Raw genomic sequence first — 12,856 nt, 5'->3', positions numbered from 1 at the left:
CCAAACATGTCCCTTCGGATGCACGTCGAAAAGATTGTATGATTGCGCGCAGGTGAATTTGCCGACGGACGCTCATGCCGATCTTTTCAGTCAAGCACACGACCGTCTATCGCTATACCCAGAAGGTAAGCTTTGGCGAGCACCGGCTGATGTTCAGGCCGCGCGACAGTTTCGATCAGCGGCTTCTGGACCACGCTCTGTCCGTGGACCCCGAGCCGGTGGAGGTTCGCTGGATCCATGACGTTTTTGGCAACTGCGTTGCCGTGATCGAATTCAGGGGTTCGGCCAATGAACTTCATTTCGCGACAGACATTCGGCTCGATCACACACCGCAGCATGCGCCTGATTTCCGTATCGATGAGGCCGCGCTGAATTATCCATTCTCTTACGATCCCGACGAGGCAGCAGACCTCGCGCAAACAATGGAGCGCCATCATCTCGACGACGGCGACGAGGTCGGCAAATGGGCACGACAGTTCGTCAGTGCCGCACGACACACCGAGACCGGAAAACTGTTGATGACGCTCTGCTACGCCATCCACGAGAGCTTCGTGTATTCGCGTCGGTTCGAAACTGGAACGCAACCGCCTCTCATGACCTTGCATCTGCGCAAAGGCACGTGCCGGGACTTTGCGCTTTTCATGATGGAAGCGGTCCGCTCGCTCGGCTTTGCCGCCCGCTTCGTGACAGGTTATGTGTATGTGCCGAGCCGCGACAGTGATGCGGTCCGCGGCGGGGGCTCAACTCATGCCTGGTGCCAGGTCTATTTGCCTGGGGCCGGTTGGATCGAGTTTGATCCAACCAATGGCATTGTCGGCAACCGGGATTTGATCAGGGTGGCTGTGGCTCGCCATCCTCGGCAAGCTATCCCACTTTCCGGAAGCTACTCCGGGAGTGCATCGAGTTTTCTGGGCATGAGCGTCGAGGTGAAGGTGACGAGGAAACCGTCGCCAACAAAAGTTAGCTCCCTCTGATGTTCGCCGGAACTGTTTGGGCAATCCGGAGTTTGCCCGGTTCCTGAATCAGCGCATTGGAGCGTCGATGCGGATCCGCGCAGGTTTCAACCTTATCTACGACTGTCCGCAGCCGACACCAATGCTGCTGGTCCTTGACGTCCATCCGTCACGACGCGTCGATCTGCTCACAGAGCAGATCATAGGCTTTGATCGCCCGATCGAGGCTCGCGGCTACATGGATGCTTTCGGCAACGCGTGCACGAGAATAGAAGCGCCGGCAGGGCTGACGACGGTATCGACGAGCTTCGAAATTTACGACACCGGCAAGTCCGATGTTGTCGTGCCAGAGGCCGTTCAGCACGACATCAAGGAACTCCCGGACGACGTGCTCAGGTTTCTGCTCGGCAGCCGGTATTGCGATACCGATCGGCTTGGCGACTTCGCCTGGGAGCAGTTCAGTGATACCACGCCCGGATGGGCGCGGGTTCAGGCGATCTGCAATTTCGTGCACGATTACATCGCTTTCAGCTACCAGGCCGCAGACCCGCTGCGGACCGCCCATGGCGCTCTCACCGATAGAACCGGCGTCTGTCGCGATTTTGCACATCTGGCAATCTCGCTGTGCCGCTGCATGAATATTCCCGCGCGCTATTGCACCGGTTATCTCGGCGACATCGGCGTGCCTCCCGTGCCGGATCCCATGGATTTCAGCGCATGGTTCCAAGCATATCTAAGCGGTCACTGGTTCACATTTGATGCTCGGCATAACCGTCCTCGCATAGGTAGGATCCTAATGGCGACGGGTTGCGACGCGACCGACGTTGCTTTCTCAACAAGTTTCGGCGCATCGAGACTTGCTAGCTTCGAGGTTGTCACGGAAGAAGTCCAAACGGACCAATTGTCGAGGGATCCTTTCGGAAATCCCGAGTCTTCACCTTGATCTGATGGATGTGACGATAAGGGTCCACGACGGTGCGCGGCTTCGGCTCCTTTGGCAGGCCGCCGGGCTGACGCCGGCCGAGCGCGAAGCTGCATTACGCGCGCTGTTCGATCAAGCGGATCAGTTCGTCGATATCCCGTGGCTCGATGTCGAGTTCCTTCAGGCCCGGCACGTCGATTGCTGCCACATTGTCGTGACGCATAAGATCGACCTGGTTGCGCGTTAAGGGCGCGACCGGAAGGAGTTCCGCGACGCCAGCCAAGGCCTTCCACACCGCAAACGGCACCGGCATCAGCTTGATATTCGTATGGAGCTGTCGGGCGATCTCCCTAAGCAGTTCGTTATAGGTATAGATGCGCGGGCCACCGAATTCGAATATGGAGGAACTCCTGTGGTTTCGCCCGTCGATCAGCACGCTCACTGCTTCTGCGACGTCTTCCACGTAGACCGGTTGAAGCCGTGTGCCACCATCGCCGAACACCGGATAGACCGGCAGGAGGCGGATCAGTCTCACAATAGTCGTGAGGAAAGCGTCGTCAGGTCCTGTCATGACGGCGGGACGCACAATGAAAGCGCCGGGAAATGCGCTCTTCACCGCTACTTCTCCGCGCCCACGTGCCCCGATGTAATTCGAATCCGATTTAGGATCGGAGCCGATCCCCGAAACATGGATGAACTGGTCGACCTTGCCATCGCGCGCCGCGGCGGCGAGATCGGCTGCGGCCTTCACGTGCACGCGTTCGAATGTCTGGACTCCCTGCTCGACATAAAGACTGACAGCATTCACGATCGCCTCTGATCCGGCAATGGCCGAGCCGATTGAGGACGCATCCAATATATCCGCCTCGACTGCTTCGGGCATCCTTCCAGTCGATGAAAAGAAGGGGCCCACGCGAGCCGAGTGCCGGGATGCGGCGCGGACCGTGAACCCCCCTTCTAGGAGCCGCTTCACAATCCTGCGCCCGAGAAAGCCTGTTCCGCCGAACACAGTGACGATCCGTTTCGTGTTGAGATCATCAGAATCCATTGCCTCGCCATCCCTTGTCTTCGCATGCCTGCCAAACGCCTGACGCGAGGTTTACGGGCGGCGAAGACCCAGCATAAGCGCGGTCATCGTTGCGCTCGCGCACGCCACCGCTAACAGCACAACGACGCCAGCAGAGTTGGCCTTTTGCCCTCGGCGAAATGGGACGACCTGTCTTGCGGGCAACGAACTGTGAACCAGCGCGTCCAGATCGGACCTGCTGCCGTGTCGAACGGAATAGGCGCGAGTGAATTCGGCGCCGAGAAGAAAGATTTCCGATGAGTAGTAAACCCAGAGGAGTATGACGAGCAGTCCACCGGCGGCACCATATGAGGACGCGATCGCACTGGTGCCGATATACCAGCCRATAAGTGATTTTCCGAGSGTGAACAGGGCMGCGGTCACMACAGCACCAATCCCTACGTCGCGCCATTSGAGRGTYCGATCSGGCAARACTTTGTARATKGCAGCGAACATTACMGAGATCAGKRCAAACGARACGACCGYGTTGAGCACGCCGAGGACGATTGTGCCGAACGGGATCTGAGCGTTGATGAAATTGCCCAGCACCGAGATGGCGGCACTCGCTACGAGAGATACGAGCAACATGAACCCGAGTGCTGCGACCAAACCCAGACTTGCTGCACGTGCGCGCACCAGACGCGATAAGGAACTGCCTTGCGGTTCGACCTTCCAAATTGTGTTCAGCGACTGCTGCATTTCACCAAAGACGCCAGACGCGGTCACGAACAAGGTGACGATGCCAATGACCGCCGCCCAAGTCCCGGATGATTGGCCGGATGCGCTTTCGAGCGCGGTCTGAAGGAGACTTGCGCTTTCTGAGCCCATCAGCCCCGAGATCTGGGCAGACAAGGCCAGTTGTGCAGCATCATGACCGAAAACGAGGCCTGCGATCGCGACCACGATCAGCAAAATTGGCGCCAGCGAAGTGGCGGCATAAAAAGCCATCGCAGCGCCATGACTAAGAGCATTGTCGTTGACAAAGCCAACTGCGCTTTCTCGCGCCAAGTCCCATACATTTGTGATCGAGGGTCGCACTTCGAGTCCGTAGGCAGTGAGTGGCAATGGCGTCCACTAGCAATGCGCCAGAACTTCCGATGTTCCGACCGGGGCCACGTCCAAGTCACGGGCTCAAACCCCTTTAAGGCTAGCGCCAGCTGTGAGCCTACTGGATTCCACGACCGCCCAACCGCCGCTTCGTCGGTTTTTGGCCCATGACAAAGATCGTCCTGCAAGGTTCCCACATATGCGGGAGCACACCTCTGGCCCACATGCCGGATATTGCTGCAGCAGCGGCTTGCGCGACGTGCTCGATAACAGCCTTGGTGTCGAGGTCGAGGCTATCGACTAGAGCCTTTCGGTCATCGTCTGTAGGGTCTTGTGATCCTTCACGCCACTTATCGCGTTTCTGCCGGGGTGCGGATGCCGGCTTATTTCGAAGGCAAGCGAGCACCGGCCGCTCCGCGAGGTAGCAGTCCTGCACTCCCTGCACCAGCACCGCTCCAGGATCGTCATCGTTTCGATCGTCGCCAACCTGCGGCCAGGGCTTCGTCTTCGGAGCAAAACCACCGTTCGCCCTTCGCCTCAGAGATCTTCGTCACGCCATAAAATTTCTGCCCGGGCATATGATAGATTCGCTCGCCGTCGGCCGAAATGTTGCCCTTGATGGTGCACCCACCGTTGCCTGCCGCGAAGAGAGGCGCGCTGGTCGACCGTCCACTGTCGCGATGCTCGGCTCGCCAATCCCACGGCGCCTGAAACGTTCCGGCCCACAACCCGACCTTCGCGGCTTCAGCCTTCATCTGCTGCGACGCGTAGGCGCCATGGCTGTAGCGGGGCCAGTCGAGCGCCTGTCCGTTCTCCACCATCCATGAGCCGACGCTAGCGCCATCCGTGCGCCGGCAGTCTCCAACAAAGCGGCCGTAGTGATCCCAGGCAACAAAGGTGCATCGGACCGGCCTCGATACGGCCAAGAACCCGTCGAGTGCTGCTGCGGCCTTCGCGCCGCACTGGTAGCGAAAGCCCCTGGCGTCGTCGCATTGCTGAGCTGACTCGGGCGCGTCGATGCCATTGAAGCGGATGCGCTGTCCATGGATCTCGATCGTGTCGCCGTCGATGACTGACGCCACCCCGGCGATCGGTGCCGGTGTCGACCCAATCCATTGAGACAGGTTGAGGTCGGGAGCGCTTTCACTGCGCTGCACGACAAACTGCGTCACATAGGCGGCCATTGCCGCGAGCGTAACGAACACGAGCCGCTTCGGAACGCTTGCCAGCAGGCGTGCGCGCAGCCGCTGTGCGCCTCTCCATTTGCGCCATTGGTCAGACCGATTGTCGTATCGGTATTTGTTCACGCCCTCTACTCCCAGAGAGAGGATGCGTCCTTTGCTACATCGAGTCTAGAGAACTCTTAGATCGGCTTTTCGAACAGCGGCGTCGGGCCTTTCGGTCGACGGAACTTCCTCACCAGATGAACCGTCTCAGCGTCGACCGTGACACGGCCGAGCGCCTGTAGCGTTACGCGGCCTAGATCGTCGTCAACGTGCACAACTTCGCCCTCGAATCTCATCTTGTCGCCTGGATTGGCCTTAGGATCGATGATCGAATAGGGCAAATTGGCGGTCGGGATATGCAAGGCTACGCGCTCCTCGATGCGCTTGCCTACCGTGGCGATGATCGCCACCTTGTCACCGATATTGATATCCCGCGCCATGCAAAGGATTGTGGAGCGGCGTCCCTGGTTGTCAAGAGACTGCTAATATATGCGCGACAGCGATCTAAACCGAGCGCGCCGGGCCCGCGGCTGGACGCCGTGGAAGGCAGGACCGAGCGAGATCGTTACAAAATCGTAATTTGGCGGCCACAAGTCTGCCAGGAAGCAAACGGAAGAGGGAGATCCTTTTTGACAGGAGCCCTCGTCGGATGACCTCTGCCGCATACACGTCGACCCAGAAGTTTTTTGCACTGGTCTCTCTTTGTGCTCGTCCTTTTGCTCTACGCACTGACCTACGCTGAGGACCTGTTGCCTCGTGGCGATCCTACGGTCGATTCCATCTGGCGGCTGCATATTTCGTTTGGCCTTCTGTTGGCTGGCCTGGTGCTTTGGCGGGCCGTCCTGCGCGGCCTGAGAGGAGCCCCCGGTCTTCCGAATGAGATGTCGGCTCCCGAGCGGGCGGCGGCCAAGGTTGGCCACCTTGCTATGCATTTCTGATTGCGATCCCTGTCCTAGGCATCCTTTTGACCTGGTTCAGGGGTGATGAGTTGAGCTTCTTCGGCCTGTTCACGGTCCCGGCTCCATTTGCACCTGATCGAACTACGGCTCGCACGATCCGAGAACTTCACTCATTGTGCGCGGATGGCATTCTGATAGCAGCCGGCCTCCATGCCTTGGCTGCGCTTTACCATCATTTCGTCCGACGAGATGCGATTTTGACAAGGATGCTTCCGAAGGCGGCAAAGTAAGGCTCCGCTTGGCCACAGACAGGCGCCAGGAAGCGCGAGGCGCTGCCGGCCCTGGTGGAAAAGCCTCCCGAGGGTGACAACTGGATTCTCGAGGTCAAGTTCGACGGCTACCGCTCGCAGATCTATCGGCGCGTGAACGATTCCCATTTTCAGAAGTTGCTGGCACATGTCAGTGCCAGAGCCCTATACTGCGACTCCGAACGACCGAGCCTTGGCTGTTTGGAAATTAGACGTCCGCGGATGATGGCCGCCTTTATTCAAGGTCTAAACTAGTGTCTCCAGCAGAACGCAAACGGCGAGAGCGTGTTTATACTGGAGACAATACGACTTGGCCTCGGAGGGTTTCTCGGCCGATAGTATTGCGGGGCTTGGCGCTGGTTCACGACGGCATAATGGGTGCTGCCGCGATGTTGCTTTCGCTCGTGTTGAGGCTTGATTTCGATATTGTCGTTCAAAACCTGACGTATTTCCTTGGTGCAGCGGCTCTATTCGGGTTCATTGTCTGCGGCGTCGGTTTCTTCTTTGGGCTGAACCGTGGTATTTGGCGCTATGCGTCGCTGACGGATCTCCTAGCAATCACCTATGCTGCTAGCGCGTCCGTCGCTAGTTTTACAGTGGCCCAATTCCTGCTGGATCGACTGGGCTCGATTCCCCGTTCTTCGATCTTGATCGCCTGGGCCTTCCTGATCGTGCTGCTAGCCGGGCCGCGTGCCGCGTATCGGCTCTATCGCAATCGCCACGACACCGGTCGCTTGTTCGATCGCGGCACCTGCAAGTTCGTGCTGCTGGTTGGAGCTACCGACAACGCTGACGCCTTCCTGAGGACCACTAAGGAGAGGAATAATGAGTCATTCAATATCCTTGCGATAATCGACGAACGGGGTCGCAGGACCGGACGTTCTATTCGCGGCGTTCCAGTGTTGGGTCCGCTGGAAAGACTGCCGCAGATCCTCGATCGATTTGAGGCCCAGGGGCGCCGACCCGAGGCGCTCATCCTGACGCGTTCGCGCGAGGACTATCAACGGCACGCCAGCATCGAGGCGCTGGTTGAGATTGCGGCACAGCAGAAAGTAGAAATCCTGAAGCTCCCGAACCTTCTCGATATGCAAAGCATCGATGCTGAAATTGAGCCGCGTCCGATCAAGTTGGAAGATCTCTTGCTTCGGCCGCCCGTTAGACTTGATGCGCTCAAGATCGCCTCGATGATCGAGGGCAGGACCGTCATGATCACCGGCGCGGGCGGTTCGATTGGATCTGAGCTGGCACGACAGGTTGCAGCCCTGAACCCACGCGGCCTCATTCTCGTGGACGCCAGCGAGCACCTTCTCTACTCTATCGAGACTGAACTCGCTGGCACCCGCCCGAGCCTCGAGTTGCATGCTGCCCTCTGCAACGTGCGCGAAAAGGACGCCGTCAACAGAATCGTCGCCTCCCATAGGCCCGACGTGCTGTTCCACGCAGCAGCACTCAAGCATGTGCCGATCGTTGAGGCTCAGCCGCTTGAAGGCCTTTTCACCAACGCGATCGGGACGCGCAATGTCGCCGAGGCTGCGCTTCGTGCCAACGTCTCCACGATGATTATGGTGTCGACCGACAAGGCTGTGAATCCCTCTAGCGTTATGGGCGCGACCAAGCGGATGGCGGAGATGTTCTGCCAGGCGATGGATCTGGACTCGGCGGTCAACGGAACGCGTTTCGTCACCGTTCGGTTCGGCAACGTCCTGGGCTCGGCCGGGTCCGTGGTCCCGCTGTTCGAGAAGCAGATCAGGGCCGGCGGCCCTGTGACAGTTACCCATCCGGAAATGGAACGCTTTTTCATGACAATTTCGGAAGCCTGCCTCCTCGTCCTGCAGGCGGCGGCGCATAGCCGCGAGCGGCAGCAGGAGCGCGGCCGAATTTACGTTCTCGACATGGGCTCGCCGGTGAAGATCGTGGATCTTGCTCGAAATCTCATCCGTCTCTCGGGGCACCGCCCGGACACAGACATTCAGATAGTCTACACCGGGCTTCGGCCTGGGGAAAAGCTTTACGAGGAACTCTTCGACAACAAGGAAACCTTGAGCGGGACCGGTGCGTCGGGGATCCTGGCCGCATCTCCACGGTCGATCGAGGGAGCGCTGATCGTGCGCATCTTCGACGAAATGAAGCGCAGGATCGACGCCCAAGATTTGCCCGGCGCCCTACGGCTTCTGAAATCGACCGTCGGGGAGTTTATTCCGGGGAGCGAGATTCACCTGCTGATGAGCGGGGAGGACTCGGGCAAGCACTGATCCTCTTCGCGATGCCACCTGCGAAGCTGACAATCGGAAGACCCTCATTCGCCATCGCGCCGGTTGCCTGCCAGAAGTGAGGGCAGGCGGCGCATCGTCTTTTAGAATCGGCGCAAGGCCATGAAGCAGGGACGGCGCCCAAGGGCGTGAAGCGGTCGGCTACGCAATGGGTCGGGCCGGGGCTGATCGGCCGCGTGAAGCACCTACGCGGTGAGGTAGACCTTCGCCACGCTTCGCTCCAGAATTTTTCGGGAGGAGTGAGGAGATGCAATTGATCACCGGTCTCATTGTGCTGATAGTCTTAAGTGCAGCGGGAACCGCTATAGCGTTGATAACCACGTCCACCCAACTGCTCATCCATGAGGAGAAGGAAGCATCGGGCTTTTTCGCGTGCCAATATTTCACAGGAACAGGCGTGGAGCTCAACTATTCCAAAACCCGCTGCGAGCGGTTCGCCGTCGTAGCGAAATGAACGAGAATGGCTCTCTCTGATGGCCTTCCCGGCGCCATCGATATCAGGAATATAATCCTTCGTTGCGGCGAACCCCCTTCAACGGAGATCGCCATGTCGACACCCTGGCCGCCCGAGAAACCATGTATGTCCTTTGCAGGCACCCGGCGTGCTGCAAATCGACAAAGCTCGACATTCAAGCGCTGATCGACAGGCTCGGGCCGGATCACGGTTCGATGCAATGGGATTTGATCGGGCGCTTTGGATGCTCGGATTGCAAGGCTGCGGGCCGCGATCGCCGGCCGGCGTTCTTCACCTGCATTCCAGACTACGAAGGCGATCGGCAGCGGCGCAACCGCGACTGGAAGCCGACGTTCGATTGGCTTAGGGACTTCAGTCTTAGTTGAGCTATTGCTAATATGCATTTAGCTTGGCAATGCGGGGGACGATCCAAAAGACTGACCCGCAATGGCCCGTGCGGCTCCCAGCACCGGCCATTCCCCCACGGCAGCATCAGGCTGCCGAACTGGCGCGCGGAGGCTCAAATGGCCGGCGATAAGCGCAGGCAGGATGCTATTCACGACCACCAGGTCGAATATTTCGCCTCGGAGAACGGTTTGACTCCGGACCTGGCTTGGGAGTTGATCCTGCAACACGGTAATAGCCGCAAGGCCGTGATTAAAGCTGCGCAGGGATTGATCAGGCAACATGCGCTCGATCAGCCAGATGCCGATAAGCCGGTGACCACCTACGTTGTGAGCGTCTTCGAGAAACTGCATTGGCAAACGGTGTTGACCACCAAAGACAAGGCCAAAGCGTTGGCAGTGGCGAAGGAGATGGGAGATGGGCGACAGGGTGCAAATCGAAGAGATCACGCCTAAAATGAAGAAACGCTAGGCCCTACGGCGCTTAGAAAGCGCATTCAACAAATCCGCTTCTTCGGTGATCCCATTCCCGAAAACGCCGACGATTTCCTCTGCGAGTTCTTCCCTCTGTTCCTTGTCTTTTTGGGCTAGACGGAGCTCGATGCCCAGTTGGTCGAACACCCGCTGGAACAAGTCCAGATCAGCAGGCTCGAATACACCGCTATAACGCTGCAGTGGCATTTTGCCGTCCCTCAAACACGGCTGATGCGGAATTATCTCACATGATGGTTTTGACGCGAAGGAATTTCCTGGGGAGACCAACACGATTTCGGCATTGCTAGCGGACGCCCATGCCGGCCATAATTAGGCAACCGGCCATTCCGATCATATCGCGCTGCCGGTAGCGCCAGAAGGCGCCAGCGAGCATAGGCCGCGATTGTGGCTATGTAGAGCGGGATGATGAAAGTCACGGGGCTCAGTTCAGCCCATCCATCTTGCTGCTCCATCGTAGTCGCCTAAGGCCCGCCGCCCAAGGGGGCGACGGACTTCAGCAGTTAGATTCTTCAGTCGTAGACTTTGATAATCTTGCGGGTGCCCGGGTCCACGAGAACCGTCCGGTTGTCGATCACGACATAGCGGTATTTGACGTCGGGCACCTTCACTTCATGCAGTTCGACGGTGTCGGGCAGCGCTGTGCCGATATTGAGTTCGACGCCGGGAATCTTGACTGATGCCAAGGGCTGCTTCTTCACATACTCATGGATGACAGTATCCTGCTCAGGCGTGATGACCACGTCCTGAGCAGCGACCGCGCCGACACCGGCGAAAAGCAACAACGCCGCAGCGGCGCCCGTAAGATGCATTCTCATGATTTTCTCCTCTGTTATTGTCTGGTCAGCGCACCAAGATATCGTCTAAGCCGACCTCCAAAACGAACTTGGGGCAACGCCAAACGTTCCGCCTTTGAGGCTTCGGTCGAGCAGCAGGTAGGACTTAAGTCTGATCGCAAACGCTCGTTGGGTTGTTAATGAGCGAGAAGTCCTTCTGATCGCTGTTGGGACCTTTGCGCATCCTATGGGACTTCAGTCGCAAATGCGGCGCGAAGGACAACACTGGTCGAAAACTTCAGCTCCGCTACAGCGGCTTCCCGGCGCGTATCATGGCGCGGGCAATCGCAAGCTGCGTTTCCATCCTGGCGTTTTCTTTCTGGGTCGTGTTGTCGGCGGCAATCAGCCGCTTCATTGCCCGCAAGGTCCTCACCTCGCGTCCAGCCCCCTCAAGCATGCAATCAACTATTGCCTGAAAGCCCGGCTCCATCGCCTCCTGGCAATCGATCTCTCCATCGGAGTAGTCCCGTGCGCGCCTTGGCAGATTGATCATGCCGTTCCATCCACGCTGCCATCCTCATCGAGCGCGTAAGGCACCGGCAAATAGGCGTTGGCAACAAGCCATTCGCGGATGATCGTCTTGATCAAATCGGGCTTGGAAATACCCATCTCCGCGGAAAGCCCAGCGAGCGATTCCTCGACCTTCGGTTCCAAATCGACTCCCGGAACGTTCCTGAGCATCAGCGCGGCCCGCCTGAGCATGATTTGAAGATCGGCTCGAGAAACGTCCGCAATTGCGTCGGCGGCGCTCTCGAGGTCCAATGCAAAGCTGATGCGGGTCATCGGCCTATCCCTCCTGAAACAACTTGATCGGCTCAATGAGGCCGGCGTGGTCGTTGGGCTGTTTGTTGATGGCTGCGGCATTCACATCTCGGCCAACACGATAGAACCGCAGCCTTCCGTCTATGTCGCGTCGTAAGATGTCCTTCAGGTCGCCAGCGGGCGTCTTCGGGTCGAGCCAGACGTCATAGCAGGCCGGATCAAGAATAAGCGGCTGGCGATCGTGGATCTGATTGACGGGCGCCGCGGACGGTTCGGTGATGATCGTGCAGCTGGTGATGTCGAGATTCGAATTATAGGCCCAGAGGCCAGCAAATGAGAACGGCGCATGGCTAGGCTGGAAAATGTGCCAAGGGTCTTTCTTCCCGTCCGCTGGCGATATCGTCCACTCGTAATAGCCATCAGCCGGAATGAGGCAGCGTTTCGATTTGAAGGCGTCACGGAAGGCGGGTGTCGTGTCGACGCCCTCAATACGAGCATTGAACATCGCAGCCTTAGGCATTTCCTTCGCCCAGAACGGCACAAGCCACCATCGCCCCGTGCGCAGCTTGTGATTGCCATCGTCCCCAGCCGTGATGAACGGCACCTCATCAGTGGGCGCGATGTTGTAGCGAGGAGCATCGTTGCGGCCGACCTCGGCCGGCGCCGTCAGCCGGTAGAGGCGGTGGATTTCCGACCAAGACAGATATCTGGTGTAGCGTCCGCACATAGTTTGCCCCTAGTTGCGCTTCGGCATGATCGGCTGCATGGGTCATGTCTCCATTTTGCCAACAGTGAACAAAATGAGAACATGAGAGTCAAGACCTCTTGACGAAACAGGAATATGTTCCTTATTCCTGAATGCCATCTGAGCAGGAAAAAGCTATGGGAAAGCGCCAAAACGCGCCGGCCGGCGAAGCTATGTCCGAATTAGAAGAGGTTGCCCAGCAGGCCATAGCTGCAGCCGGCGGCGACGCCATAGTTGCATTGTTGAATGTCCTTGCAAGGAACATCGACCTTGAACGGGAACTAGCCTTCTCGCGGGCAGCAGTCTCGAACGGCTATTCTCGCGGCTGGCACAAGGGGCGCCTTTGATAGATGGTGGACCCGGCGGAGGACAAGGATGGTTTGAAATCTGGCCGGAGATGGGGCCGGAACCCTTCCGACGGTGAAAAAATGGCTATGCCCGTCGCAGTGGCGCCGATGAACAACGTAATTGC

The 12,856-nt window shown here is 58.3% G+C and carries 14 protein-coding genes and 1 pseudogene; 6 read left to right on the top strand and 9 right to left on the bottom strand.

Annotated features, from left to right (window positions below; translation table 11 throughout):
• The first annotated feature begins 74 nt into the window (after positions 1-74).
• Both AC1DZU_RS26885 and AC1DZU_RS26880 read left to right on the top strand, forming a co-directional pair.
• Entirely contained in the window at positions 75-974 is a 900-nt protein-coding gene (locus tag AC1DZU_RS26885) for a transglutaminase family protein (RefSeq protein ID WP_477289683.1), read from the top strand.
• Between the two features lie 67 nt (positions 975-1,041).
• Entirely contained in the window at positions 1,042-1,896 is an 855-nt protein-coding gene (locus AC1DZU_RS26880; RefSeq protein WP_477289682.1) for a transglutaminase-like domain-containing protein, read from the top strand.
• A gap of 94 nt (positions 1,897-1,990) precedes the next feature.
• Here the strand turns inward: AC1DZU_RS26880 and AC1DZU_RS26875 are convergent, their stop codons facing one another.
• The 4 genes from AC1DZU_RS26875 to AC1DZU_RS26860 all read right to left on the bottom strand — a co-directional run bounded on the left by AC1DZU_RS26875 (position 1,991) and on the right by AC1DZU_RS26860 (position 5,654).
• Positions 1,991-2,923 carry a complex I NDUFA9 subunit family protein gene (locus AC1DZU_RS26875; protein ID WP_477289681.1) on the bottom strand — a complete coding sequence of 311 codons (933 nt, stop codon included), beginning with the start codon at positions 2,921-2,923 and terminating at the stop codon, positions 1,991-1,993.
• Positions 2,924-2,974: 51 nt separating this feature from the next.
• Complete coding sequence (locus AC1DZU_RS26870) at positions 2,975-3,979, bottom strand: YihY/virulence factor BrkB family protein (RefSeq protein ID WP_477289680.1); 1,005 nt, start codon at positions 3,977-3,979, stop codon at positions 2,975-2,977.
• A gap of 473 nt (positions 3,980-4,452) precedes the next feature.
• Complete coding sequence (locus AC1DZU_RS26865; protein ID WP_477289679.1) at positions 4,453-5,172, bottom strand: thermonuclease family protein; 720 nt, start codon at positions 5,170-5,172, stop codon at positions 4,453-4,455.
• 179 nt (positions 5,173-5,351) lie between these two features.
• Complete coding sequence (locus AC1DZU_RS26860; protein WP_477289678.1) at positions 5,352-5,654, bottom strand: hypothetical protein; 303 nt, start codon at positions 5,652-5,654, stop codon at positions 5,352-5,354.
• A 264-nt stretch (positions 5,655-5,918) separates the two neighbouring features.
• On the opposite strand from AC1DZU_RS26860, the pseudogene AC1DZU_RS26855 reads away from it, so the two are divergent.
• The 4 genes and pseudogenes from AC1DZU_RS26855 (at position 5,919) to AC1DZU_RS26840 (ending at position 10,005) form a co-directional block, all read left to right on the top strand.
• Positions 5,919-6,403, top strand: a pseudogene (locus tag AC1DZU_RS26855) (cytochrome b).
• A 392-nt stretch (positions 6,404-6,795) separates the two neighbouring features.
• Positions 6,796-8,673, top strand: coding sequence for a polysaccharide biosynthesis protein (locus tag AC1DZU_RS26850; RefSeq protein ID WP_477289677.1), 1,878 nt, complete (start codon positions 6,796-6,798; stop codon positions 8,671-8,673).
• Positions 8,674-8,938: 265 nt separating this feature from the next.
• On the top strand, positions 8,939-9,145 hold the full coding sequence (locus AC1DZU_RS26845; protein ID WP_477289676.1) for a hypothetical protein: 207 nt from the start codon (positions 8,939-8,941) through the stop codon (positions 9,143-9,145).
• 524 nt (positions 9,146-9,669) lie between these two features.
• On the top strand, positions 9,670-10,005 hold the full coding sequence (locus tag AC1DZU_RS26840; RefSeq protein WP_477289675.1) for a hypothetical protein: 336 nt from the start codon (positions 9,670-9,672) through the stop codon (positions 10,003-10,005).
• 12 nt (positions 10,006-10,017) lie between these two features.
• Here the strand turns inward: AC1DZU_RS26840 and AC1DZU_RS26835 are convergent, their stop codons facing one another.
• The 5 genes from AC1DZU_RS26835 to AC1DZU_RS26815 all read right to left on the bottom strand — a co-directional run bounded on the left by AC1DZU_RS26835 (position 10,018) and on the right by AC1DZU_RS26815 (position 12,366).
• Complete coding sequence (locus tag AC1DZU_RS26835; RefSeq protein WP_477289674.1) at positions 10,018-10,230, bottom strand: hypothetical protein; 213 nt, start codon at positions 10,228-10,230, stop codon at positions 10,018-10,020.
• A 323-nt stretch (positions 10,231-10,553) separates the two neighbouring features.
• Positions 10,554-10,859, bottom strand: coding sequence for a DUF1236 domain-containing protein (locus AC1DZU_RS26830; RefSeq protein ID WP_477289673.1), 306 nt, complete (start codon positions 10,857-10,859; stop codon positions 10,554-10,556).
• Positions 10,860-11,124: 265 nt separating this feature from the next.
• Positions 11,125-11,370: a hypothetical protein gene (locus AC1DZU_RS26825; RefSeq protein ID WP_477289672.1), complete on the bottom strand. Its 246-nt coding sequence runs from the start codon at positions 11,368-11,370 to the stop codon at positions 11,125-11,127.
• Complete coding sequence (locus AC1DZU_RS26820) at positions 11,367-11,660, bottom strand: ribbon-helix-helix domain-containing protein (protein ID WP_477289671.1); 294 nt, start codon at positions 11,658-11,660, stop codon at positions 11,367-11,369. The genes AC1DZU_RS26825 and AC1DZU_RS26820 overlap by 4 nt, the downstream gene beginning before the upstream one ends.
• A 4-nt stretch (positions 11,661-11,664) precedes the next feature.
• Positions 11,665-12,366 carry an SOS response-associated peptidase gene (locus AC1DZU_RS26815; protein ID WP_477289670.1) on the bottom strand — a complete coding sequence of 234 codons (702 nt, stop codon included), beginning with the start codon at positions 12,364-12,366 and terminating at the stop codon, positions 11,665-11,667.
• Between the last annotated feature and the right edge of the window lie 490 nt (positions 12,367-12,856).

The sequence above is a fragment of the Mesorhizobium sp. P2_A12 genome (genome assembly GCF_056405075.1).
Note: the sequence above shows the minus strand (reverse complement) of the source record. Positions and strands in the feature narration are given on the sequence as shown.

Coding starts and splice junctions, on each gene's coding strand:
- AC1DZU_RS26865 (WP_477289679.1), bottom strand. CDS start 5,172: ATGGCCGCCTATGTGACGCAGTTTGTCGTGCAGCGCAGTGAAAGCGCT.
- AC1DZU_RS26835 (WP_477289674.1), bottom strand. CDS start 10,230: ATGCCACTGCAGCGTTATAGCGGTGTATTCGAGCCTGCTGATCTGGAC.
- AC1DZU_RS26880 (WP_477289682.1), top strand. CDS start 1,042: ATGCGGATCCGCGCAGGTTTCAACCTTATCTACGACTGTCCGCAGCCG.
- AC1DZU_RS26885 (WP_477289683.1), top strand. CDS start 75: ATGCCGATCTTTTCAGTCAAGCACACGACCGTCTATCGCTATACCCAG.
- AC1DZU_RS26850 (WP_477289677.1), top strand. CDS start 6,796: ATGGGTGCTGCCGCGATGTTGCTTTCGCTCGTGTTGAGGCTTGATTTC.
- AC1DZU_RS26860 (WP_477289678.1), bottom strand. CDS start 5,654: ATGGCGCGGGATATCAATATCGGTGACAAGGTGGCGATCATCGCCACG.
- AC1DZU_RS26830 (WP_477289673.1), bottom strand. CDS start 10,859: ATGAGAATGCATCTTACGGGCGCCGCTGCGGCGTTGTTGCTTTTCGCC.
- AC1DZU_RS26845 (WP_477289676.1), top strand. CDS start 8,939: ATGCAATTGATCACCGGTCTCATTGTGCTGATAGTCTTAAGTGCAGCG.
- AC1DZU_RS26815 (WP_477289670.1), bottom strand. CDS start 12,366: ATGTGCGGACGCTACACCAGATATCTGTCTTGGTCGGAAATCCACCGC.
- AC1DZU_RS26875 (WP_477289681.1), bottom strand. CDS start 2,923: ATGGATTCTGATGATCTCAACACGAAACGGATCGTCACTGTGTTCGGC.
- AC1DZU_RS26840 (WP_477289675.1), top strand. CDS start 9,670: ATGGCCGGCGATAAGCGCAGGCAGGATGCTATTCACGACCACCAGGTC.
- AC1DZU_RS26825 (WP_477289672.1), bottom strand. CDS start 11,370: ATGATCAATCTGCCAAGGCGCGCACGGGACTACTCCGATGGAGAGATC.
- AC1DZU_RS26820 (WP_477289671.1), bottom strand. CDS start 11,660: ATGACCCGCATCAGCTTTGCATTGGACCTCGAGAGCGCCGCCGACGCA.